This is a genomic window from Kineosporia corallincola, assembly GCF_018499875.1.
GTDB classification, from domain to species: domain Bacteria; phylum Actinomycetota; class Actinomycetes; order Actinomycetales; family Kineosporiaceae; genus Kineosporia; species Kineosporia corallincola.
In genome coordinates this window covers 327,184-346,876 of record NZ_JAHBAY010000002.1, presented here as the reverse complement: position 1 = coordinate 346,876, position 19,693 = coordinate 327,184, and the positions used below count along the sequence as shown (strand labels likewise).

The following is a 19,693-nucleotide window of genomic DNA, read 5'->3' as shown; positions in this document are numbered from 1 at the left end:
GAGGGAAGTCTCAGCCTGGTGTGAGCCGGCGGGGCAGATGCACCGTCACGGTCGTCCCGTGCATAACTTCGCTGGTCACGGTGATGTGCCCACCATGAGCGGTGACCAGAGCGTGAGTGATCGCCAGGCCGAGGCCGCTGCCGCCCCGGGCCCGGCTGCGGGACTTGTCCGCTCGCCAGAAGCGGTCGAACAGATGGGGCAGATCGTCCTCGCCGATCCCCCGCCCGGTGTCGGTGACGGCGACGGTGACCTCATCTCTGCGGCCGGTGACGGTGACGCGGATGCTACCGGTGGCCGTCGCCCGTTGCGCGTTCGAGACGAGGTTGCCGACGATCTGCCGGAACCGCACCGGATCGGCCTGCACCACGGCGTCTCCCCGGGCGTCCAGCGACATCGCGACCGCGCCGGGGGCGCCGACTCGGGCCGTGGTCACGACCTGTTCGGCGAGCACCGCGAGGTCGATCCGCTCGGGGTGCAGTGCCAGTTGCCCGGCGTCGGCCAGAGCCAGGTCCTGAAGATCGTCGATCAGGCGCTGGAGCACCAGCGCCTCACCGTGGACGCGCCCCAGCGTGGCAGCGTCGGGATCGACGACCCCGTCCTGCATCGCCTCGACCCAGCCCCGGACATTCCCCAGTGGTGTGCGCAGCTCGTGCGCGATGTCGCTGACCATGTCCTGACGGCGTTGCTCGGCGGTGTCGAGCTGCACGGTGAGGTCGTTCACGGCGACAGCCAGCTGCCGCATCTCGCTGGTGCCGTGCAACGACAGGGCCCCGGTCCGTGCACCCGCCGCGATACGGGTCACCGCGTCGGTCAATTCGGCCAGAGGACGGCGTACGCGACTCGCTGCGACGAAGCAGATCGTCAGGGTGGCCAGCAGAATGACCGTACCGGCCAGGACGACGCGGCGTAATCCCACGCCTGTCAGTCCCGGCAGGGTCGAAGTGACCGACGTCGACAGGAACAGCTGGGCGGGGGGTGCGACGAAGGGCGCCAGCTGGGCCCGACGCGCGGCGATGACACACTCCCTCGTGGAACCGGAGGTCTGGGACAGCAGCCGGCCGACCGCATCGAGAAAACCGGCCGACGCGGGCTCGACGGTGACTTTGCGGGTCGCCAACGTCACCGTCATCTGCTGCCTCCCGGTGACGTGAGCCGAGGGAAAGCAACGGGCCAGAGCGGGAAGAAGCTGCTGCCCGGCCTGTCGTTCCGGCACGGTGGCCAGGCCCCCGGCATCATCCAAGGGACAGAACAACGGATCGATGTTGTCGGTCAGGAAGACACGACCGTTGGGAAGCGTCTCGACGGGAACGGTGAGCCCGTCGTGATCACGGATGCAAGCCTGTGTCGCCGCCGTACTGCGCCGGGTGGCGGCCTGCTGTGCAGGTGTCAGCCGGTACGGGCCCAGCGCCCGGGCGTCCACCCCGCCGACGACGGCCACGTCCCCGATCGACACGTCCGGTTGCAGTGGATTGATCACCGCGGTCGGGCGGGTCCCGATGAGAAGGGGCCGGGTACCGTGGGAGTCGACGATCACCGTGCCGCCCTCGTGGGTCAGGGTGATCCTGGTGCGGTAGCGCTGCTCAAGGTCTTCGACCAGAGGTGTCACCCCGTCCCAGGACGATTGCGTGGCAGCGTATTCCGACAGGGCCGAGTACACGGCCGTGGTATTGCTGAGGTTCTGGCTGTACTGCTGGTTGAGTGACGAGGATGTACTGCTGACGGCGATCCATGCCGTGGTGCCGATCGAGATCACGGCGATCACCAGGCAGAAGACCACGAGCCGGAAGCGCAGTCCGGACACTGCCCCGCGCCGCTCGTTCTCAGAGATCATCGGCGGGAGTCACCAATTTGTAACCCACCCCGTAGACGGTCTGCACCAGTCTCGGCTGCTGCGGGTCGGGCTCGATCTTGCGACGCAGATTCATCACGTGAGTATCGATGGTGCGCTCGGTCATGTAATCCGCTGCCCCGTGCAGGGATTCCAGCAACTGCCGACGCGATACCGGCAGCTCCGGACGACGGGCCAGCGCGCACAGGATGTCGAACTCGGCCCGGGTCAGCTCGACCGGGACCCCGGCGTAGGTCACCTGGCGCCGGTCGGGCCAGACCAGCACGGGCCCGACGGCGATCTGTTCAGCAGCGAGGGCACTCTGGCGCCGGGTACGACGCAGAACGGTGCGTACGCGGGCCACGAGCTCGCGTGGGCTGAAGGGTTTGGTGACGTAGTCGTCCGCACCCAGGTACAAGCCGAGCAGCATGTCGTTCTCGGTGGAGCGGGCCGTGAGCAGCACGACGGCGACCCCCTCGTCCCCACCGAGGCGCCGGCACACTTCGAGCCCGTCGACCCCCGGCATCATGACGTCAAGAATGGCCAGGTCCGGTCGGCGTCGGGCAGCCACGGCGAGCGCGGCCGACCCGTCGGGCACGACGGTGACTTCGAACCCCTCACGGAGCAGGTAGGTGCTGACCAGCTCGGCCTGGCCGGGATCGTCCTCGGCCACGAGTATGAATTCAGGCATGGGGCGGCATCTCGTCGTAGCGGGGGAACGGGGTGAGCGCAGGTTAGCAGCCCAGCCAGGACCGAAAACCGCCGGCCAGGTGGCTCACCTCCCGCAGCCCGCGCTCACGCAACAGGCGCACGGCCTGCTCGGAGCGGACCCCCGACGCACAGTGCACCACGATCGGCAGGTCCGGGGGCAGGTACGCGCTCCCCAGGTCGGCCAGCGGAATCGACAGCGCACCGGGAATCGTTCCGGCGGAGTGCTCTTCGGGATCACGGACGTCGATCAGGACGAAGTCGCCGTTGCCCTCGCGCCGGTCCCGGAGCCGGGCGGCCAGCTCGGCCGCGGTCAGGGCGGTGACCGGTGCCGGCGCGGGTGGCCGGTCCGGGTCGGGCCGCAGCCGCAGGACACGCCAGGTCCAGGCGAGGGTGTCCAGCAGCAGCACCCGGCCCAGCAGTGACTCCCCGCTGCCGGTCAGGATTTTCACGGCCTCGGTGGCCAGGATCGAGCCGATGATGCCGCAGACGCCGCCCAGCACACCGGCTTCCGCGCACGAGGGCGCCCGGCCGGGCGGGGCGGGACGCGGGAACAGGTCCCGGTAGACCGGGCCCCGGCCCGGCCAGAACGTGCTGACCTGACCCTCGAAGCGCAGCACCGCGCCCCACACCCACGGGGTGCGGGTCTGCTCGCACGCGTCGTTGACCAGGTAGCGGGTGTCGAAGTTGTCGGAACCGTCGATCACCAGGTCGTACTCGGCGAACAGGCCGGCGGCGTTCGCGGCGGTCAGGCGCTGCGGGTGGCGCCGCACGGTGATCAGCGGGTTCAGGCGGGCCGCGGCGTCGGCGGCGCTGTCGACCTTGAGGCGGCCCAGGTCTTCCTGACGGTGGATCACCTGACGCTGGAGGTTGGACTCCTCCACCCGGTCGTCGTCGAGCAGCCCGATGGTGCCGACCCCGGCCGCCGCGAGGTAGGCCAGCGCCGGTGATCCCAGACCACCCAGCCCGATCAGCAGCACCGACGCCTCCTGCAACCGCTGCTGACCGCTCGCGCCGATCTCGGGCAGGAGCAGGTGCCGCGAGTACCGCTGCTCGGCCTGCGGGGTCACGGTCATGCGCGGGCCCCGGAGTCGATCAGGGACGTCGGTGGCGAGAATTCGGGGCGGCCCTGGTGAGGCGAGGAGGCCAGGGCCCGGTCGCGGCGGGGAATCCGCCCGGCCCGGAACGCGGCGCGTCCCGCCGTCACCGCGTGCGCCATCGCGGTGGCCATCAGCTCGGGATCCTGGGCCCGGTTGACGGCGCTGGCCAGGAGCACGCCGTCGCATCCCAGCTCCATCGCCAGGGCGGCGTCGGAAGCGGTGCCGACACCGGCGTCCAGAATCACCGGCACGTGCAAGGTGGAGGCGATCAGCCGGATGTTGTGCGGGTTCAGGATGCCCAGCCCGGTGCCGATCGGGGAGCCGAGCGGCATGACCGCGGCGCAGCCGAGCCGTTGCAGACGCAGGGCCAGGGCAGGATCGTCGTTGGTGTAGGCCAGCACGGTAAAGCCGTCGTCGACGAGAAGGGACGCCGCGCGCAGGAGTTCGGGGGCGTCGGGCAGCAGCGTGTCGTCGTCTGCCACCACCTCGAGCTTCACCCACGGCGTGCCCAGCGACTCCCGGGCGAGCCTGGCCGTCAGGAGCGCGTCGCGCGCGGTACGGCAGCCCGCCGTGTTCGGCAGCAGACTCACCCCGGCCTCGCGCATCAGCCCGGACAGCGTGCCGGCCCGGGAACCGTCCACGCGGCGCATCGCCACGGTGGTCAGCTCGGTGCCCGACGCCCGTAGCGTGCGCTCCAGCAGGGCGTCGTCGCTCGCGCCGCCGGTCCCCAGAATCAGCCGGGAACGGAAGGTACGGCCCGCGATCACCAGGTCGTCACTCATCCGCCGGCCACCGCCCCGAGGATCTCCAGCCGGTCGCCCGTCGTCACGCACGTGCGCGACCAGGCCCCGGCCGGCACCACCTCCTCGGCCCGCGCCACCGCGATGCCGTCGAGGCAGTCCGCGCCGGTCACCAGCCGTACGACGTCTTCCACGGTGGCCTCACGCGGAACCTTGCGCTGCTGGCCGTTCACCCACACGTCGATCATGCCGCCCGTCCCTCCAGCGTCACCGGATCGGTGAAACGTCCCGGATCGCAGGCCGTCACCGCGTCGTCCTGCGGCCGGCCCAGCACCGCGTCCCGCACGGCGTCGCCGGTCAGGGCGCTGAGCAGGACGCCGTGGCGGCCGTGCCCGGTGGCCAGCACCAGGCCGGGCACGTGGCACCTGCCGATCAGCGGCAGGCCGTCGGGGGAGGCGGGGCGGCAGCGCGCCAGCGTCTCGGTCAGCTCCAGGTCCTGGATGCCGGGCACCAGAGTGATCGCGTCGCGCAGCAGCTCGTACACGCCTGCGGCGGTGACACTCTCGTCCAGGCCGACGTCTTCGGTGGTGGCCCCCACCACCAGTTCACCGTCGGCCCGCGGCACCAGGTACACCTCCCGCCCGGCGACGATCCCGCGCACCGGATGCCGTAACAGCGCATCCCGCGCGGACATTCGCAGCCTCAGGATCTGCCCCTTGACCGGGCGCACGGGGCAGACGTCGCTGCTCCAGGCCCCGGTGGCCAGCACGACGACCGGTGCCGACCGCATCTGCCCGTCATCCAGCCGCACCCCCTCGACCCGGCCGCCCACCAGCTGCGGGCGCCCGGCCCGGGCGATCACCTCGACCCCGGCCACCCGGGTCAGCATGTGCAGCAGGCCGGCGACCAGACGGCGCGGATTCACCTGATGGTCATCGGGAATCAGGACGCCGCCGGCCACGCCCGGATCGAGGGCCGGTTCCAGATCGCGGCACTCGTCCGCCTCCAGCATGCGGGCGTCCAGACCCCAGCGGTGCTGCACGTCGTGACGTCTGCGCAGCTCGTCGCGGTCGGCGCTGTCGTAGGCCACGGCCACCGAACCGGTGCGGCGCCACTGCGGATCGGGGCCGCCGGCCTGCCGGATGCTCTCGACCAGGTCGGGGAAGCGCTGCACGGCAGCCGTTCCCAGGCGGGTGAGGGGCTCGTGGGCGAGGCTGGCCTCACTGACCGGGGCGAGCATGCCGGCCGCGGCCCAGGTGGCTCCCGGACGTGGCCGCGCGACGGCACCGGCCGGATCCACCACCACGACCCGCAGCCCCGCACGGGCCAGGGACCAGGCGCTGGACAGGCCGATGATGCCGCCGCCGAGCACGATGACGTCCGGTGAACCCGAATTGCCCTGCATGACAGTGCTGTTCACGACGCTCCCTTCGCCGGCATGATCCGGAGCAGGTTCTACGGTCGGCGACGATCGTTCGCCCTCTCAGCCCGCGCCCGGGCTCCCGTGGTTCACCGCCACCATAACCTCCTGGGCGGGCGATGGCGCAACCCCCGCATACGCCTACGCCGGGACCAGCGGTCGCGCCGGGCTGCCTCTGCGGCCGGCAGCGTCCGTCAGATCGGGCACAGATCGCCCCGAAGCGGGCGGTGAGCTCACCGAACATCCGAAACAGGTGATAGGACAGACCTGTTCACGTCCCCCTGAGTGAGGAGTCGGTGTGCGGTTGAAGACCAAGTCAGTAGCCGGAGCAGGAGTTATCCTGGCCGGTATGGCCACCGTGGTGATCGGTCAGGCCGGCCCTGCTTCCGCGGCCACGACGACGACCGTCTGGTGCAACGACGTCTCGGGGACCAGTCTCACGGCCGTCTTCAGTGGCCTCACCACGCCTGGCATCAGTGCCTCGGACTGTCTTGGTGCGAGCGGCTTCTCGGCCGGTGAGTCGTACGTCCTGCGCCTGACCGACCTCTCCACCGGGGCGGTCAAGAATGTAAGCACCCGTACGATCTCGTCGAGCTGCAACGAAGAGATCGATGTCTACGGCACGTACGCCAGTCCGCTGGTCCAGGCCGGTTGCCTGCCCTGACGAAGAGCCGGCGGCGCAATCGAATCCGGTTGTGCGGCAATTAAACCGGTGGAAGCGAAGTACCGACCGGGGGCCGCCACAATGGGCGGCCCCCGGCCCGGACCTGCCCTCACCGGGAGGTCCGGTCTGAGGTGGCACTGTTCATCCGGGCATCAGGCCCGATGACGGTGCATTCCTGCCGGAGTTGACCCGTCGGCTACCAGTGCCATCCGGTGAGGATGTATCCACCGTTGCCCGGGTTGCAGCTGAAACCGCTGATGAGGCCCTGCTGCGCGTAGACGTTGCCGGCGTACTGGCAGTCGTAGGCCGTCGGGTACCACTGATCGAGCACGGTGTCGGCGGATGCGGACGAGGCCGTGGCGACCCCGATGGTGGCGACGGCAGCCAGGACGACCCCGGTTCCGGCGGTGCGCAATGAGTTCAGGCGCATTGCGAGCTCTCCTTCTCGGATCTGATCACATCGGGTTGTCTGCCCTTGGAACTTGCTGACAACAAGCAGTACGCGGCGGAGCGCGGAAGGGTTCAGCTCCGGCACCCGGGATCAGGGATAGGAGACCACGTTGCGCGGCACGGTGTTCCCGGCCGGGTTGGGCACCGCCCCGCCGGTGTTGTTGACGACGTTGCTGATCGTGCCGACGTCGCCGAGCGAGACGGTCAGCACGCTGTGCAGCTTGACCCCCGTCTTGTTCGGCACCTCGAACGCGTGGTCCAGTTTCACCGCCGGGTTGGCGCTGAAGAACGCGTACGAGCCGCCGCCCCACACCTCGTGATCGGTGACGGCGTCCGCGACCTTGTAGGCGGCGTAACCGTTCTGCGACCCGTTCATCCAGGACGCCTGGTTCGGCACGTCGTACGGCTTCTCGTTCTGGAAGAAGATCGTCCGGCCGCGGTTGCCGTTCCAGATCACCTCGTACTTCTGGTAATGCTCGACGAACAGGCCGGTGGCCAGCACGTCGTCCCCGTTGACCAGCACGCCGGTGTCACCGGTGTTGGCGGTCCAGCCGGTGGCAGCACCGCCGTGGTCGGCCCGCCAGGCCCAGATGTGGTCGATGAGCGTGTCGTCGCTGTGCACGGCCAGGGTCGTGGTCGCCTTGCCCTGCACGCTGCTGCCGACGCGGAAGAACACGTCCTGCACGCTGATCGGGTTCGCCGCGTGGTCGGTGTGCGTGCCGGCCGTGCCCACGGTCATCAGGGTGGGGCTGTTCGTCGTCCCCGCGTCGAAGGTCAGGCCGCTGATCTTGACGCCGTCCACGTCGGCCACGCTCAGCGCGGTGACGCCGCCGGAGGGGATCAGCGTCGGGAAACCGATGCCGGTGACGACGGTGTCGGCCCGGGTCACCCGGATCGTCTCGCTCAGGGTGTAGGTGCCGGGCGTGAAGAACAGGTTCAGCCCCTGGGCCAGGGCCTGGTTGATGCGCGCCGCGCTGTCACCCGGCCTGGCCACGTAGAACTGGCTCATCGGGATCGAGCTGCCGGCCGTGTTCGGCCAGGTGGCTCCCGCCGAGTTGCGTCGCACCGAGGGCACGAACACCCGGTACTTCCCCGCGCTGTCCACGTACAGGTAGGGCTTTTCGCGGGTCACCGGGGTGGCGGCCAGCGTGGTGTGCGGCGGGCTCGGGAACGCGTGGGCCGGTGCCCCGCTGACGCCGGAGAACACCATGTTCCACACCCCACCGGTCCAGCTGCCGATCGTGCTGTCGCGGGTGTACCACTGCTGCTGCGACCCGGAGGAGATCTGCCCGTCCACCTTGCTGTCGGCCAGGTAGCCGCCGCTGGAGTAGCCCTGCCCGGTGTCCTGGTTGGACGGCCCCATGGTCAGGTTGCCCTTGATGTGTACCCGGCGCATCGGCGCCGCCTGCGACACCGCCCACCGGTCGGTGCCGCCCTCGGGCACCACGGACAGGTTCTCCGCGCTGCGCCAGAAGTTCTGGGTGGCGTTCGCCGTGTCGCCGTAGTTCCAGCCGGAGTCCACGTTGAGCGCGCCGTTGATCGTCACGTCGTCGGGGTTGAGACCGAGACCGGCCACCGAGGTGTAGAAACCCAGGTTCGCCCAGACCCGGCCGTACGTTCCCGGCTTGAAAAGGAAGGCGTAGCGCTGCGTCCCGAACTGCGCGGTGGAGCTGTTCAGCTGGGAGTTGAAGGCCGCGTCGACGTCCGCCTGGATGGTGGCTGCCGGCGTCGACGGGTCGTAGATCTTGACGTTCGCGCCGAAGTCCGGGGTGTCGGAGGTCGGCAGCGTGCCGGTGTCGGTGCCGCCGTAGACCTGGAACTCCCACAGCGAGTAGCCGTACGCGGTGGCCCGGGCGGTCCCGTTCATCCGCACGTAGCGCCCGGTTCCGCTCACATCGATGGTCTGGATCCCGGCGGTGCCGGCGGTGACCGGCGTGATGGTGGTCCAGGTGCTCGCGTCCGGCGAGGTCTGCACGGTGAAGGCCGACGCGTACGCCGCTTCCCAGTTCAGCCGGATCTGGCTGATCGCCTGGCTGCTGCCCAGGTCGACCTGGAGCCACTGCGGGTCGGAGAAGGCACTGGACCAGCGGGTTCCGGTGTCCCCGTCGACGGCCAGGCCGGCTGCGGTGGCGGCGCCGTTCTCGCTGGAGGAGGCGGTGGCCGGGCGCCCCTGCGACAGCAGGGTGGCCGCGGCCGAGGCGGGCCCGGCCGGGGTGAGCACGAGGAAACTCGCGAGGGCCAGCACGAGGCCGGCCAGCATCGCGAGGGACCCGCGCCCCGGCCGGGGCAGCGTGTGGGAGGGAGACATCGTTGGCTCCTTGCGTAGATTGTTCCGATTGATCCGATTCAGTTTATCTCCGGCGGGACGCGCGACAGAGGTCCGGCTGGGGCGATCGGGATCAGGGCCGATGCAGCCATTCGGAAAGCCCGGCGGGCAGCAGCCGGGCGGCGCGCTCGCGGTAGTGGGCCAGGGTCTGCGCGTCGACGGCCTCCAGCCCGGTGCCCGAGCGGCCGGAGCGGAAGAACGCGGCGCGGTCCCGGAACGGCAGGGCGCGGGAGATCAGCTGGTCGGCCTGGGCCCGCATGGCGTCCAGACCGGTGGCGCGGACCAGGTCCGGCATCGCCTCGTCGGGCATCTCGACCAGCAGGAACGTGGCGATCCGCCGGATCTGGCCCGCCGGGTCGGCGGACAGATCCGCGTAGTGCACCAGCAGCACGTTCTCGTCGTGCCGCCGTGGCCACGCGACGGCCGGGTGGTGCAGCATCCCGGCCAGGCCGGTCGGCACCGAGACCGGGTCGGCGTCGGCGAAAATCCACTCCCGCAACCATTCCCGCAGCGGCGGCAGGGCCGGGACGGGGCCGTCGCCCCGGCCCTGCCGGCGCCGCAGCTCGGCCCGGTCCATGTTGCCGAACTGGTGGTAGAGCGAAACCGCCGCATCGAGCGGATGCCGCGCCACCACCAGGTAGTGCACGCCCGGCACCACGGGCACACCGTCCAGCGGGGTGTGCGTCTTGATCACCCGCCGGCCCGGCTGTGCCTCCAGCGCGGCGAAGACCTCCGCCCGGGGCATGGTGCGGGCGTCGAGCCAGGGGGAGATCTCACCCAGCGGAACCGGCTGCTCCCCGGGCCCCCGCAGCAGGAGCGCACAGATCATCTGGCTCCACGTGGTGCCGGACTTGGCCGGGGCGCTGACCACGACATCGCCGGGGCGGAAGGCGAATTCCGCCCAGCGGCTACCGTCGTCACGGGGGCTGTCGTACACACGGGCGGGCATCGGCATGGCCGGAAGGTAATAGAACGTCCGTAAATGGAGAGTTAAAGAGACGGTGTCCCGTGCGTGTGGAAACTCTCGATCGTGCGTAACCCCCAGGCCTGCCTCTTCGCCCGCTCCGCCCGGCTCCACGAGATCGTCTCCCAGTCCGGCGCCAGGATCAGCCGGGCCCCGGCGTTGCACAGCTCGATCCGGTTGCCGCCCGGCTCCCACACGTACAGAAAGAACGTCTGCTGGATCGCGTGCTTGTGCGGCCCGGTCTCGATGTGTGTGCCGGCGTCGAGGAACACGTCCGCCGCCCGCAGGATCTCCTCCCGGGTGTCGGTCGCGAACGCGAGATGGTGCAGCCTGCCCCGGGTTCCGGTCCAGTCCTCGGTCCAGACCAGGTCGTAGGTCTTGTTCATCAGGCTGAACCAGACCGCCTGCGGCTGCCCGTCGTCCTTCACGATCCGCTCGGTGCACCGCCCGCCCAGCAGGTCCCCGGCGAAACGCACGGCGGCAGGCACGTCGGACGTCAGGTAATTGATGTGGTCCAGCCGGCGCACGTTCGCGCCCCGGCCCGGGTACGCCGCCGCCTGGTTCTTCAGCCCGGGCCGGTCGTCCGCGCCGGGCCGGTAACGCTCCACGTCCCAGTACAGTCCCATCGGGTGCCCGTCCGGCGCGTCAAAATTGAGGACGACGCCCAGACCCCGCACCGCAGAAGTGGTTTCGCAGGCAATGCCGGCCTCACGCAACGCCGAGGCGGTGCGGGCCAGCGCCGCCGGGCCGGATGCCCGCAGGTAGGTCCGCCCCACCCCGGCCCGCTCCCGGCGCACCAGGCGCACGGTCCACGACTGGTAGTCGTCCCAGGTGTGCAAATACACGCTGTCGCGCTCGCGGTGCACCTGCCGCAGGCCCATCTGCCGCACGAAGAACTCGGCGGACTCCTCCAGCGCCGGTGTGTACAGCTCGACCGGCCCGAGGTGGGCGATGTCGCGCGGCCGGTCGGGATCGTGGGTGAGGACGGGCTCGGGGGCGTCGGTCATCGGGTCACCTCTCGGGCCGGCGCTGTCCCGAGGGGCAGGTCGTCGGCATCGGCATCCGTGGTGGGAAAGCGGGCGCCCCTGGAGATTTCGCCGCGCGGCGGGGCGGTGCCCGGTTCGACCGTAACAGCGATGTGCACAAAATTGTCAACAATCCGGTGGTCTCGGCGACGGGCGGGCGCCGCCCTGGGGCCTGGCCGTCGGCATCTGTCCGGGACCGGCCGGTCCCGGGCTGGTTGCCGAACCTGACACGACTTCCGCCTGTCGCTGGGACCTGGCGTGATTTAGGGCTGTCGCTGGGCCCGCCGCCGTGTCGGGCTGTCGCTGGGCCCGCCGCGGTGTCGAGCTGTCGCTGGGAATTGCCGTGGCCTCGGGCTGTCGCTGGAGTCTGGCGCGGTGTCGGGCTGTCGCTGGGGTGCCGTGACTTTGGGCTGTCGCTGGGGTTTGCCGTGGCTTCGGGCCGTTGCTGGGGTTTGCCGCGGTGTCGGGCTGTCGCTGGGTTTGCCGTGACTTCGGGCTGTGCTGGGGCGGGCCTACTGGCCCGGGCTGTTGCCGGGGCCGCTCCACCCGACCGCGGTGTCGGCGGGCACGGGTGACCCTGAACCGGGCGGACCTCCGCGGGAGATCTCATTCGCGTTTGACACCACCTCGGGCGCCTGGCCGGTGTCAAAAACTCAGGCGGTCCGGATCCTGCGGAGAAAAGGTCTGGCTTGTCGGCCAGCGGTCCACCAAATCGTTGACGGGATTGTTGACAATCGTCTTAGGTGTTGTCCCGTTGCTGCGAACTCAAGGAGGAGCCGGCGATGCGCGGATGGGTCTGGGGAGCGCGAGGAGCAGCACGGGACGGGCGGTCCCGGGCCGGGGGCGGCCGGTCGGCGGGGTCGCGCACGGGGCGGCGAGCGGTGCGCCGCACGGGGCGGCAGGCAGCGTGGTGGACGGGGCGACGTGTTGGGCGGCCGACCGGGTTGCCGACGGGGATGCCGGTGGGGATGCCGGTGGGGATGCCGGTGGGGCGGCCGCGTGGACTGCCGATCGGGTTGCCGGTGAGACTTCTGACGGGAACGGTGGCCGCGGCGCTGGTGCTGGCCGCCTGCGGTGGTGGCTCCGACGACGACGGGGGCGGCGGAGGTGCGAGCGGCTCCGGGCCGGTGAAGATCAAGGTCGGGGTGATCCCGATCCTCGACGTCGCGCCGATCTATCTGGGGATCGAGCAGGGCATCTTCGAGAAGCAGGGCCTGGAGCCGGAACTGGCGACCGCGCAGGGCGGCGCGGCGATCGTGCCGGGCGTGGTCAGCGGGCAGTACGAGTTCGGGTTCAGCAACACCACCTCGCTGCTGGTGGCGGCCTCGCAGAACCTGCCGCTGAAAGCCGTTGCCGAGGGCGTGGCCTCGACCGGTGAGAAGGGCAAGGACTTCGGCGGGATCGTGGTGCCGGCCGACAGCCCGATCCGGACGGCGGCCGACCTGGCCGGCAAGCGGGTGGCGGTGAACACCCTGAAGAACATCAACACGACCACCACGAACAAGGTGGTGCGCGACGCCGGGGGCGACCCGTCGGCGATCGACTACACCGAGCTGGCGTTCCCCGAGATCCCGGCCGCGGTGGCCGGTGGTGACGTGGACGCCGGGCAGGTGGTGGAACCGTTCCTGACCATCGCCAAGCAGCAGGGCATGCGCGAGATCGCCTCCAACTTCGCGCAGACCGACCCGGATCTGACCGTCGGGCTGTACTTCACCTCGCAGCAGTACGCGAGCGAGCACGCTGACGTCGTCACCAGGTTCGCCACCGCCATGCGGGAGTCGCTGACGTACGCCGACGATCACCCGGACGCCGCGCGCGAGGTGCTCTCCACGTACACCGACATCGAGCCGGAGGTGCGCGAGGCCGTGGTGCTGCCGCGCTGGCCGGAGACGATCGACAGCGAGTCGGTGCAGTTGCTGGGGCAGCTGGCCCAGCAGGACGGCCTGGTGGAGAACGTGCCGGACGTGGCGAAACTGCTGCCCTGACGCCATGAACCAGAGACTTCGCGACCTTATGCTGGGCCTGCTGGGGCTGTTCGCCGTGGGCGCGGTGCTGGAGTTCCTGCCGCGCAGCGGCCTGGTCGACCGCCGTTACCTGCCTCCGGCCAGCGAGACCGCCGCCGAGCTCGGCGGGCTGCTGGGCACCGGCGCGTTCTGGACGGCGACCGGCCAGACCCTGCGCGGCTGGGTGCTCGGCCTGCTGGTGGCCATGGCGATCGGGGTGGTGGCGGGCGGGATCATCGGAAGTGTCCCGGTGCTGCGCGAGTTCACGTCGTCCACCATCGAGTTCCTGCGCCCGATCCCGTCGGTGGCGCTGATCCCGCTGGTGGTGCTGATCTGGGGCAGCCGCCCGCAGTCGGCGCTGACGCTCGTGGTCTACGCCGCCACCTGGCAGGTGCTGGTGCAGGTGCTCTACGGGGTGGCCGACGTGGATCCGGTGGCCCGGGACACGGCCCGCTCCTACCGGTTCTCGCGGCTGTCGATCGCCCGCACGGTGATCTGGCCGACGGCTCTGCCCTACGTGCTCACCGGTTTCCGGCTGGCGGCGGCGGTGGCGCTGATCCTGGAGATCACCGCCGAGCTGGTGATCGGGGTGCCCGGGCTGGGCCAGGCGATCGGCCGGGCACAGTCGTCGGGGGCGGTGCCGCGCACCTACGCCCTGGTCGTGGTGGTGGGCCTGATCGGGGTGCTGGTCAATCTTTTCGCCCGGGCGCTGGAGCGGCGTCTGCTGCACTGGCATCCCTCCGTGCGCCGGGAGGTGGCCGCGTGACGATCCTCGGTCTCGGACGACGGGTGCTGGCCGCCGTGGTCCTGCCCGTGGTCCTGATCGCGGCCTGGTGGCTGCTCACGGCGAACAGCACCAGCTACTTCTGGCCGCCGCTGGAGACCGTCGTGCGGGCGTTCCCCGGCACCTGGTTCGGCGAGCGGCTGGGCACCGACGTGCTGCCGAGCGTGTCCCGGCTGCTGATCGGGTATGCCGTGGCCCTGCTGGCCGGGGTCGCGGCCGGGGTGGCGATCGGGCTGTCGCCGGTGGTGCGGGCCCTGACCGAACCGGCGCTGGAGTTCTTCCGGGCCGTGCCGCCGCCGGTGCTGGTGCCGGTGATCGCGTTGTTCGCCGGTTACACCGGATCGGCGTCGAAGGTGATCACCATCGTGCTGGGCTGTGTGTGGCCGGTGCTGCTGAACACGGTGGAGGGGGTGCGGGCGGTGGACGAGGTGCTGCTCGACACCGCCCGCAGCTACCGGTTGCGGCGCCGCAGCCGGTTGCGGCACGTGATCCTGCCGGCGGCGGGCCCGCAGATCGCGGCCGGGGCCCGGCAGGCGCTGTCGATCGCCGTGATCCTCATGGTGATCAGCGAGCTGTTCGGCGCCAACCACGGGCTCGGGGCGTCGGTGGTGCAGTTCCAGCGGGGATTCGCGATCCCGCAGATGTGGACCGGGATCATCGTGCTCGGTCTGCTCGGGGTGGTGCTGTCGGTGGTGTTCCGTGTCGTCGAGCACCGGGTGCTGGCCTGGCACCGGGGTGCACGCAACGCTGATCGGGGAGCCTGATGAACGAGATCGCGCTGGACGTGCGGGCTCTGGCCAAGACCTACACCGGGCACGGGCGCCGGGTGGAGGCGGTGCGGGAGCTGACCTTCACGGTGGGGCGGGGTGAGCTGGTCTGCGTGGTCGGGCCCTCGGGGGCGGGCAAGACCACGCTGCTGCGGTGCATCGCGGGCCTGCTGGAGCCCAGCGCCGGTGAGGTGCGGCTGGCCGGGGAGAGGGTGACCGGCCCGCCGGCGGGCATGGCGGTGGTGTTCCAGGAGTACGGGCGCAGCCTGTTCCCCTGGATGACGGTGCGGCAGAACGTGGAACGCCCGCTGATCGAGAAGGGCATGCGCAAGCCGGAGCGGCGGGGCGCGGTGGACGACGCGCTGGCCGCGGTCGGTCTGCTCGACAGCCAGGACGCCCATCCCTGGCAGCTGTCCGGCGGCATGCAGCAGCGGGTCGCGATCGCCCGGGCGGTGGCCTACCGGCCCGGCGTCCTGGTGATGGACGAGCCGTTCGCCGCGGTGGACGCCCAGACCCGCGCCGAGCTGGAGGACCTGGTGCGCGACCTGTGGCAGCACCTGGGCGTCACGATCGTGTTCGTGACGCACGACATCGACGAGGCGGTGTATCTCGGGCAGCGGGTGCTGGTGCTGTCGAACCGGCCCACGGTGATCCTCGAGGACGTCACGGTGGACCTGCCCGCCGCCCGCGACCAGCTCACCACCCGCTCCGACGCCCGCTTCGCCGAGCTGCGCGCGCACGTGTACCGGCTGATCCAGCAGGCCAAGCAGGGGCTGCGGGAGACACCGGCCACGGATTCGGCCCAGGAGGTGCCTCAGTAGACGTCTCGGGCGTAACGTCCTTGCGCCGTCATCCGTTTCAGGTAGTCGTCCGGGTCGGTGCCGCCGTGCCGGGTGATGATCCGGCGCAGGGCGGCGTCGACGTCCCTGGCCATCCGCCGGGCGTCGCCGCAGACGTACACGTGGGCGCCGTCCTCCAGCCAGCGCCACACCTGGCGGCCGTGCTCCAGCATCCGGTCCTGCACGTAGACCTTGGCGCGCTGGTCGCGGGAGAACGCCAGGTCCAGGCGGGTCAGGGTGCCCTCGCGGAAGAGCTGGTCGAGCTCGGCGTGGTAGTAGAAGTCGCTGGCGCGGTGCTGCTCGCCGAAGAACAGCCAGTTGCGGCCCGGGTGCCCGAGGGCGCGGCGTTCCTCCAGGAAGCCCAGGAACGGGGCGACGCCGGTGCCCGGCCCGATCATGATGGCCGGCGTCCGCGCACCGGCGGGCGGCCGGAAGTGCCGGGTCGGCTGCACGTACGCCTCGATCGGCTGCCCGTGTGGGGCGTCGGCCAGGTAGGCCGAGCAGACCCCGGTGCGGGCATGACCGGCCGGGCCCGGGTAGCGCACCACCGAGACGGTCAGCCGGATCCGGTGCGGGTCGGTGAGCGGGCTGCTGGAGATCGAGTACTGCCGTGGGGTCAGCGGTTTCAGCAGCCCGGGCAGGTCGCCGGGGGTGAGCCGGACGCCGAGTTCACGCAGGGCGTCGGGCAGCTGGCGGCCCCACAGCCACTTGCCGAGCTCCACGGTGTTGCCCGGGCGCAGCAGCCCGCGCAGGTGCCGGGTGGCGGCCGTGGCCGGGGCCGGGCCGGGGGTGTGGTCGGGGGTGCGGTCGAGCAGGCGGGTGAGCAGGCCGGGGGTCAGGCGGCTGATGTCGAGGTGGGCGGAGAGGGCCTCGCGCACGGAGACCTCACCCACGCCGTCGATCTCGGCGCCGGCCTGAGGGTCCAGGCCGGTGCCGAGAAGGAATTCCTCCACCAGCTGCTCGCTGTTGCGCGGCAGGATCCCCAGCGCGTCCCCGGCCCGGTAGGTCAGCGGCAGGTCGCTGTCGCCGGTGTCGAACACGAACTCGCGCACCTCCTTCGCCGATCCCTCCAGCCCGAGCAGCCGGTTGCCGACCAGGCGCGCGGTGCCGGGGTTCTTCCGGGTGGCCACCGGGTGACCGGGCCCGTCCCTGTCGCCGGAGGCCGCCTCGTCGCCGGAGGCCGCCTTGTCGCCTGGCGCCGCCTCGTCGCCTGGCGCGGCTCTGCCATCCGGCGTGGCCTGGTAGTCCGGTGTGGCCCTGCCGTCCGGTGTGGCCTGTTCGCCCGGCGCCGCCCCCTCGCCGGCCAGCCGCCCCACGACGTGCTCCAGCCATCGGTCGCGCACGTCGTCGTCGTGTGGTTCGGTGTCGGTGCGCCGGTGCAGGGCGGTGGCGCCGAGCTCGGCCAGCCGGGCGTCCAGCCGCCGCCCGTGCCCGCAGAAGTCGTCGTAGCTGGAGTCGCCGAACGCCAGCACGGCGTAACGGGTTCCGGTCAGGGCCCCGGTGCCGTCGCCGGCCAGGGACCGCCAGAACGCGCTGCCGTTGTCCGGGGCCTCGCCGTCCCCGAACGTACTGGTGATCACCAGCAGGTCGCAGCCGGCGGGGAGCGCGGCCGGTCTCACGTCGTCCATCATGATCAGCCGGGCGGGACGACCCGCGCCGGACAGCCGCCGGGCCGTGCGCGAGGCGAACTCCTCGGCGTTGCCGGTCTGCGACGCGTACAGCACCACGACGCTGCGGCCCGGCGCGGAGAGCTCCTGCGGCGCATCGGGAACCACCGGCGCCGCGGTGGGGGCCGCGGCCACCCGGGTCAGCGACACCGCGCACACCTTGAACTCCGGCTGGAACGACAGCGGGTCCACCGCGTCGCTGGTCACCGCGTTCACACTGAGATACTCGCCGTACAGGTCGTTCCAGTGGAACGGCGCGAAACACCCACCCGGCTGCACCCGGTCGGTGATCGTCGCGGGCAGCACCGCCCGCCCGCGTCGCGAGGCCACCTCCACCCGGTCGCCCTCCGCGATCCCCAGCCGCACGGCGTCCACCGGATGTATCTCGACGAACGGGCCCGGGTTCAGCCGGTTCAGCGAGGCCACCTTCCCGGTCTTGGTCAGGGTGTGCCACTGGTGTTGCAGGCGGCCGGTGTTCATCACGAAAGGGTAGTCTTCGTCCGGCATCTCGGCCGGGTCGGTGTGCGGGCGGGGATGGAACACGGCCCGGCCGTCGGTGGTCGGGAAGGCCAGCCGCGGGCGCACGCCGTCCTCGCGTTCGAGAAGACGCTGACTGACGCCGTCGTTGAGGTACCGCACCGGGTTACGGCTGGAGCCGCCCGCGGGAACCGGCCACTGGAGCGGGCTCTCGCGCAGCCGCGGGTAGCTCGCGCCGCGCAGGTCGTAACCGGTCTGCGGATTGCCGGCCCGGGTGATCTCGTCGAACACCTCCTGCGCACCGGCATACCTGAAACCGTCGTGAAAACCCATGGCCCGGGCCATCTTCACGATCAGCAGCCAGTCCGGCAGGGCCTGCCCCGGGGCATCGACCGCGTGCGGGGCCAGGGTCAGGGTGCGCTCGCTGCTGACCATGACGGCGTCGGACTCCGACCACATCGCGGCGGGCAGCACCACGTCGGCGTAGGCGTTGGTCTCGGTGTCGGTGAACACGTCCTGGGTGATGACCAGCTCGGCCCTCTCCAGGCCCTCGATCACGGTGCGGCGGTTGGCGACGCTGGCGACCGGGTTGGTGCAGATGATCCAGCAGGCCCGCACCTCGCCGTCGGCCATCCGGCGGAACAGGTCCACGGTGCCGGTGCCGAAGCCGTCGGGGCGCAGGGTGCCGGCCGGCAGTTGCCACAGGTCCTCGACGAACGCCCGGTCGGCGTCGGCGGTGACCGCGCGCTGGCCGGGCAGACCCGGGCCCATGTAGCCCATCTCGCGTCCGCCCATCGCGTTGGGCTGGCCGGTGAGCGAGAACGGGCCGCTGCCGGTGCGGCAGATCGCGCCGGTGGCCAGGTGCAGGTTGACCAGGGCGTTGGTGTTCCAGGTGCCGTGGGTGCTCTGGTTCAGGCCCATCGTCCAGCAGCTGACCCAGTTCGCGGCGGTGCCGATCATCGTGGCGGCCTGGCGCAGAGCGGTTTCGGGGACGCCGGTGAGCGCCTCGACCACGTCGGGCGGGTAGTCGGCGAGTAGGGCGGGCATGGTGTCCCAGCCCCGGGTGTGCTCGGTGATGAAGTCGTGGTCGAGGTGGCCGCCGGCGGCCAGCAGGTGCAGCAGCCCGTTCAGCAGCGCCAGGTCGGTGCCCGGCCGCAGTTGCAGGAACAGGTCGGCCTTCTCGGCGGTGGCGGTGCGGCGGGGGTCGACGACGATCAGCCGGGCCCCGGCGCGCACCCGGTCCATCATCCGCAGGAACAGGATCGGGTGGCAGTCGGCCATGTTCGAGCCGATCACCAGGAACACGTCGGCGTGGTCGAGGTCGTCGTACGAGCCGGGCGGACCGTCGGCGCCGAGGGAGAGTTTGTAACCGGTGCCGGCCGAGGCCATGCACAGCCGGGAGTTGGACTCGATCTGGTTGGTGCGCAGGTAGCCCTTGGCCAGTTTGTTGGCCAGGTACTGGGCCTCCAGGCTCATCTGACCGGACACGTACAGCGCCACCGAGTCCGGTCCGTGCTCGTCCCAGATGGCGCGCAGCCGCCCGGCGGCCACGGCGATCGCCTCGTCCACCCCGGTGGCGGCCGGTTCCTGTGCCCGGTCGGCCCGGACCAGGGCGTGTTCCAGACGTCCCGGCGCTGCCAGCAGCTGGGCGCTGGTGGCGCCCTTGGTGCACAGCCGCCCGCGGTTGCCCGGGTGCTGCCGGTCGCCGGACGCCTTCAGGGCCCGGCGACGACCGGAAGCATCCCGCACGACGTCCAGCACGATCCCGCAGCCGACACCGCAGTACGAGCAGACCGTGCGGACCTCCTCGGCCGGGGCGTCCTGCACCGACGCCACCGGCGCCACCGACGTCATCTGGCTTCCCATGTCCCTCCTGCGGCTGAGCCGGTGACCTGATATCCGGACGGATGCTGGTCACCTGTCGCCGTCAC

General features: G+C 71.1%; 16 protein-coding genes and 1 riboswitch. Of the genes, 5 read left to right on the top strand and 11 right to left on the bottom strand.

The window, feature by feature from the left end:
* Positions 1 to 10: 10 nt before the first annotated feature.
* From KIH74_RS05795 to thiO, 6 genes are all read right to left on the bottom strand, one after another.
* Positions 11 to 1,831 carry a sensor histidine kinase gene (locus KIH74_RS05795; RefSeq protein WP_214154722.1) on the bottom strand — a complete coding sequence of 607 codons (1,821 nt, stop codon included), beginning with the start codon at positions 1,829 to 1,831 and terminating at the stop codon, positions 11 to 13.
* On the bottom strand, positions 1,821 to 2,519 hold the full coding sequence (locus KIH74_RS05790) for a response regulator (protein WP_214154721.1): 699 nt from the start codon (positions 2,517 to 2,519) through the stop codon (positions 1,821 to 1,823). Before KIH74_RS05790 ends, KIH74_RS05795 begins: the two co-directional genes overlap by 11 nt.
* 43 nt (positions 2,520 to 2,562) lie before the next feature.
* Complete coding sequence (gene moeB / locus KIH74_RS05785; RefSeq protein WP_214154720.1) at positions 2,563 to 3,612, bottom strand: molybdopterin-synthase adenylyltransferase MoeB; 1,050 nt, start codon at positions 3,610 to 3,612, stop codon at positions 2,563 to 2,565.
* Entirely contained in the window at positions 3,609 to 4,418 is an 810-nt protein-coding gene (locus KIH74_RS05780) for a thiazole synthase (RefSeq protein WP_214154719.1), read from the bottom strand. The genes moeB and KIH74_RS05780 overlap by 4 nt, the downstream gene beginning before the upstream one ends.
* A complete protein-coding gene (thiS, locus tag KIH74_RS05775) occupies positions 4,415 to 4,624 on the bottom strand; it encodes a sulfur carrier protein ThiS (protein WP_214154718.1) in 210 nt (69 codons plus the stop codon). The genes KIH74_RS05780 and thiS overlap by 4 nt, the downstream gene beginning before the upstream one ends.
* Positions 4,621 to 5,796, bottom strand: coding sequence for a glycine oxidase ThiO (gene thiO, locus KIH74_RS05770; RefSeq protein ID WP_214154717.1), 1,176 nt, complete (start codon positions 5,794 to 5,796; stop codon positions 4,621 to 4,623). The genes thiS and thiO overlap by 4 nt, the downstream gene beginning before the upstream one ends.
* Positions 5,785 to 5,892: riboswitch (TPP riboswitch) on the bottom strand. Its footprint overlaps the gene before it by 12 nt.
* Positions 5,893 to 6,145: 253 nt before the next feature.
* On the opposite strand from thiO, the gene KIH74_RS05765 reads away from it, so the two are divergent.
* Positions 6,146 to 6,460 (top strand): hypothetical protein, encoded by a 315-nt coding sequence (locus tag KIH74_RS05765; protein WP_214154716.1) that lies wholly within the window; start codon positions 6,146 to 6,148, stop codon positions 6,458 to 6,460.
* A 196-nt stretch (positions 6,461 to 6,656) separates the two neighbouring features.
* On the opposite strand, the gene KIH74_RS05760 is transcribed toward KIH74_RS05765, so the two are convergent.
* From KIH74_RS05760 to KIH74_RS05745, 4 genes are all read right to left on the bottom strand, one after another.
* A complete protein-coding gene (locus KIH74_RS05760) occupies positions 6,657 to 6,890 on the bottom strand; it encodes a hypothetical protein (protein ID WP_214154715.1) in 234 nt (77 codons plus the stop codon).
* A 111-nt stretch (positions 6,891 to 7,001) separates the two neighbouring features.
* Positions 7,002 to 9,218, bottom strand: a complete 2,217-nt coding sequence (locus KIH74_RS05755) for a pectate lyase-like domain-containing protein (protein WP_214154714.1) — start codon at positions 9,216 to 9,218, stop codon at positions 7,002 to 7,004.
* A 91-nt stretch (positions 9,219 to 9,309) separates the two neighbouring features.
* Positions 9,310 to 10,191 carry a sulfotransferase domain-containing protein gene (locus KIH74_RS05750; protein WP_214154713.1) on the bottom strand — a complete coding sequence of 294 codons (882 nt, stop codon included), beginning with the start codon at positions 10,189 to 10,191 and terminating at the stop codon, positions 9,310 to 9,312.
* Between the two features lie 35 nt (positions 10,192 to 10,226).
* Positions 10,227 to 11,207, bottom strand: coding sequence for a VOC family protein (locus tag KIH74_RS05745; protein WP_214154712.1), 981 nt, complete (start codon positions 11,205 to 11,207; stop codon positions 10,227 to 10,229).
* Between the two features lie 1,040 nt (positions 11,208 to 12,247).
* Between KIH74_RS05745 and KIH74_RS05740 the strand changes: the two genes are divergently transcribed.
* From KIH74_RS05740 to KIH74_RS05725, 4 genes are read left to right on the top strand one after another with little or no spacing between them, the layout of a single operon-like run.
* A complete protein-coding gene (locus KIH74_RS05740) occupies positions 12,248 to 13,210 on the top strand; it encodes an ABC transporter substrate-binding protein (RefSeq protein WP_214154711.1) in 963 nt (320 codons plus the stop codon).
* Positions 13,211 to 13,214: 4 nt separating this feature from the next.
* Positions 13,215 to 13,994 (top strand): ABC transporter permease, encoded by a 780-nt coding sequence (locus tag KIH74_RS05735; RefSeq protein WP_214154710.1) that lies wholly within the window; start codon positions 13,215 to 13,217, stop codon positions 13,992 to 13,994.
* Positions 13,991 to 14,776 (top strand): ABC transporter permease, encoded by a 786-nt coding sequence (locus tag KIH74_RS35925; protein ID WP_214154709.1) that lies wholly within the window; start codon positions 13,991 to 13,993, stop codon positions 14,774 to 14,776. The genes KIH74_RS05735 and KIH74_RS35925 overlap by 4 nt, the downstream gene beginning before the upstream one ends.
* Complete coding sequence (locus KIH74_RS05725) at positions 14,776 to 15,600, top strand: ABC transporter ATP-binding protein (protein WP_214154708.1); 825 nt, start codon at positions 14,776 to 14,778, stop codon at positions 15,598 to 15,600. Before KIH74_RS35925 ends, KIH74_RS05725 begins: the two co-directional genes overlap by 1 nt.
* Here the strand turns inward: KIH74_RS05725 and KIH74_RS05720 are convergent.
* On the bottom strand, positions 15,594 to 19,628 hold the full coding sequence (locus tag KIH74_RS05720; protein WP_246571563.1) for a bifunctional nitrate reductase/sulfite reductase flavoprotein subunit alpha: 4,035 nt from the start codon (positions 19,626 to 19,628) through the stop codon (positions 15,594 to 15,596). The two genes, KIH74_RS05725 and KIH74_RS05720, sit on opposite strands and share 7 nt — an antisense overlap.
* Between the last annotated feature and the right edge of the window lie 65 nt (positions 19,629 to 19,693).

What these genes read in the sequence shown, in the direction of transcription:
- KIH74_RS05750 (WP_214154713.1), bottom strand. Translation starts at nt 10,191, where the DNA reads ATGCCGATGCCCGCCCGTGTGTACGACAGCCCCCGTGACGACGGTAGC.
- KIH74_RS05765 (WP_214154716.1), top strand. Translation starts at nt 6,146, where the DNA reads ATGGCCACCGTGGTGATCGGTCAGGCCGGCCCTGCTTCCGCGGCCACG.
- KIH74_RS05745 (WP_214154712.1), bottom strand. Translation starts at nt 11,207, where the DNA reads ATGACCGACGCCCCCGAGCCCGTCCTCACCCACGATCCCGACCGGCCG.
- KIH74_RS05735 (WP_214154710.1), top strand. Translation starts at nt 13,215, where the DNA reads ATGAACCAGAGACTTCGCGACCTTATGCTGGGCCTGCTGGGGCTGTTC.
- thiS (WP_214154718.1), bottom strand. Translation starts at nt 4,624, where the DNA reads ATGATCGACGTGTGGGTGAACGGCCAGCAGCGCAAGGTTCCGCGTGAG.
- KIH74_RS05755 (WP_214154714.1), bottom strand. Translation starts at nt 9,218, where the DNA reads ATGTCTCCCTCCCACACGCTGCCCCGGCCGGGGCGCGGGTCCCTCGCG.
- moeB (WP_214154720.1), bottom strand. Translation starts at nt 3,612, where the DNA reads ATGACCGTGACCCCGCAGGCCGAGCAGCGGTACTCGCGGCACCTGCTC.
- KIH74_RS05725 (WP_214154708.1), top strand. Translation starts at nt 14,776, where the DNA reads ATGAACGAGATCGCGCTGGACGTGCGGGCTCTGGCCAAGACCTACACC.
- KIH74_RS05780 (WP_214154719.1), bottom strand. Translation starts at nt 4,418, where the DNA reads ATGAGTGACGACCTGGTGATCGCGGGCCGTACCTTCCGTTCCCGGCTG.
- KIH74_RS05760 (WP_214154715.1), bottom strand. Translation starts at nt 6,890, where the DNA reads ATGCGCCTGAACTCATTGCGCACCGCCGGAACCGGGGTCGTCCTGGCT.
- KIH74_RS05720 (WP_246571563.1), bottom strand. Translation starts at nt 19,628, where the DNA reads ATGGGAAGCCAGATGACGTCGGTGGCGCCGGTGGCGTCGGTGCAGGAC.
- KIH74_RS05790 (WP_214154721.1), bottom strand. Translation starts at nt 2,519, where the DNA reads ATGCCTGAATTCATACTCGTGGCCGAGGACGATCCCGGCCAGGCCGAG.
- KIH74_RS05795 (WP_214154722.1), bottom strand. Translation starts at nt 1,831, where the DNA reads ATGATCTCTGAGAACGAGCGGCGCGGGGCAGTGTCCGGACTGCGCTTC.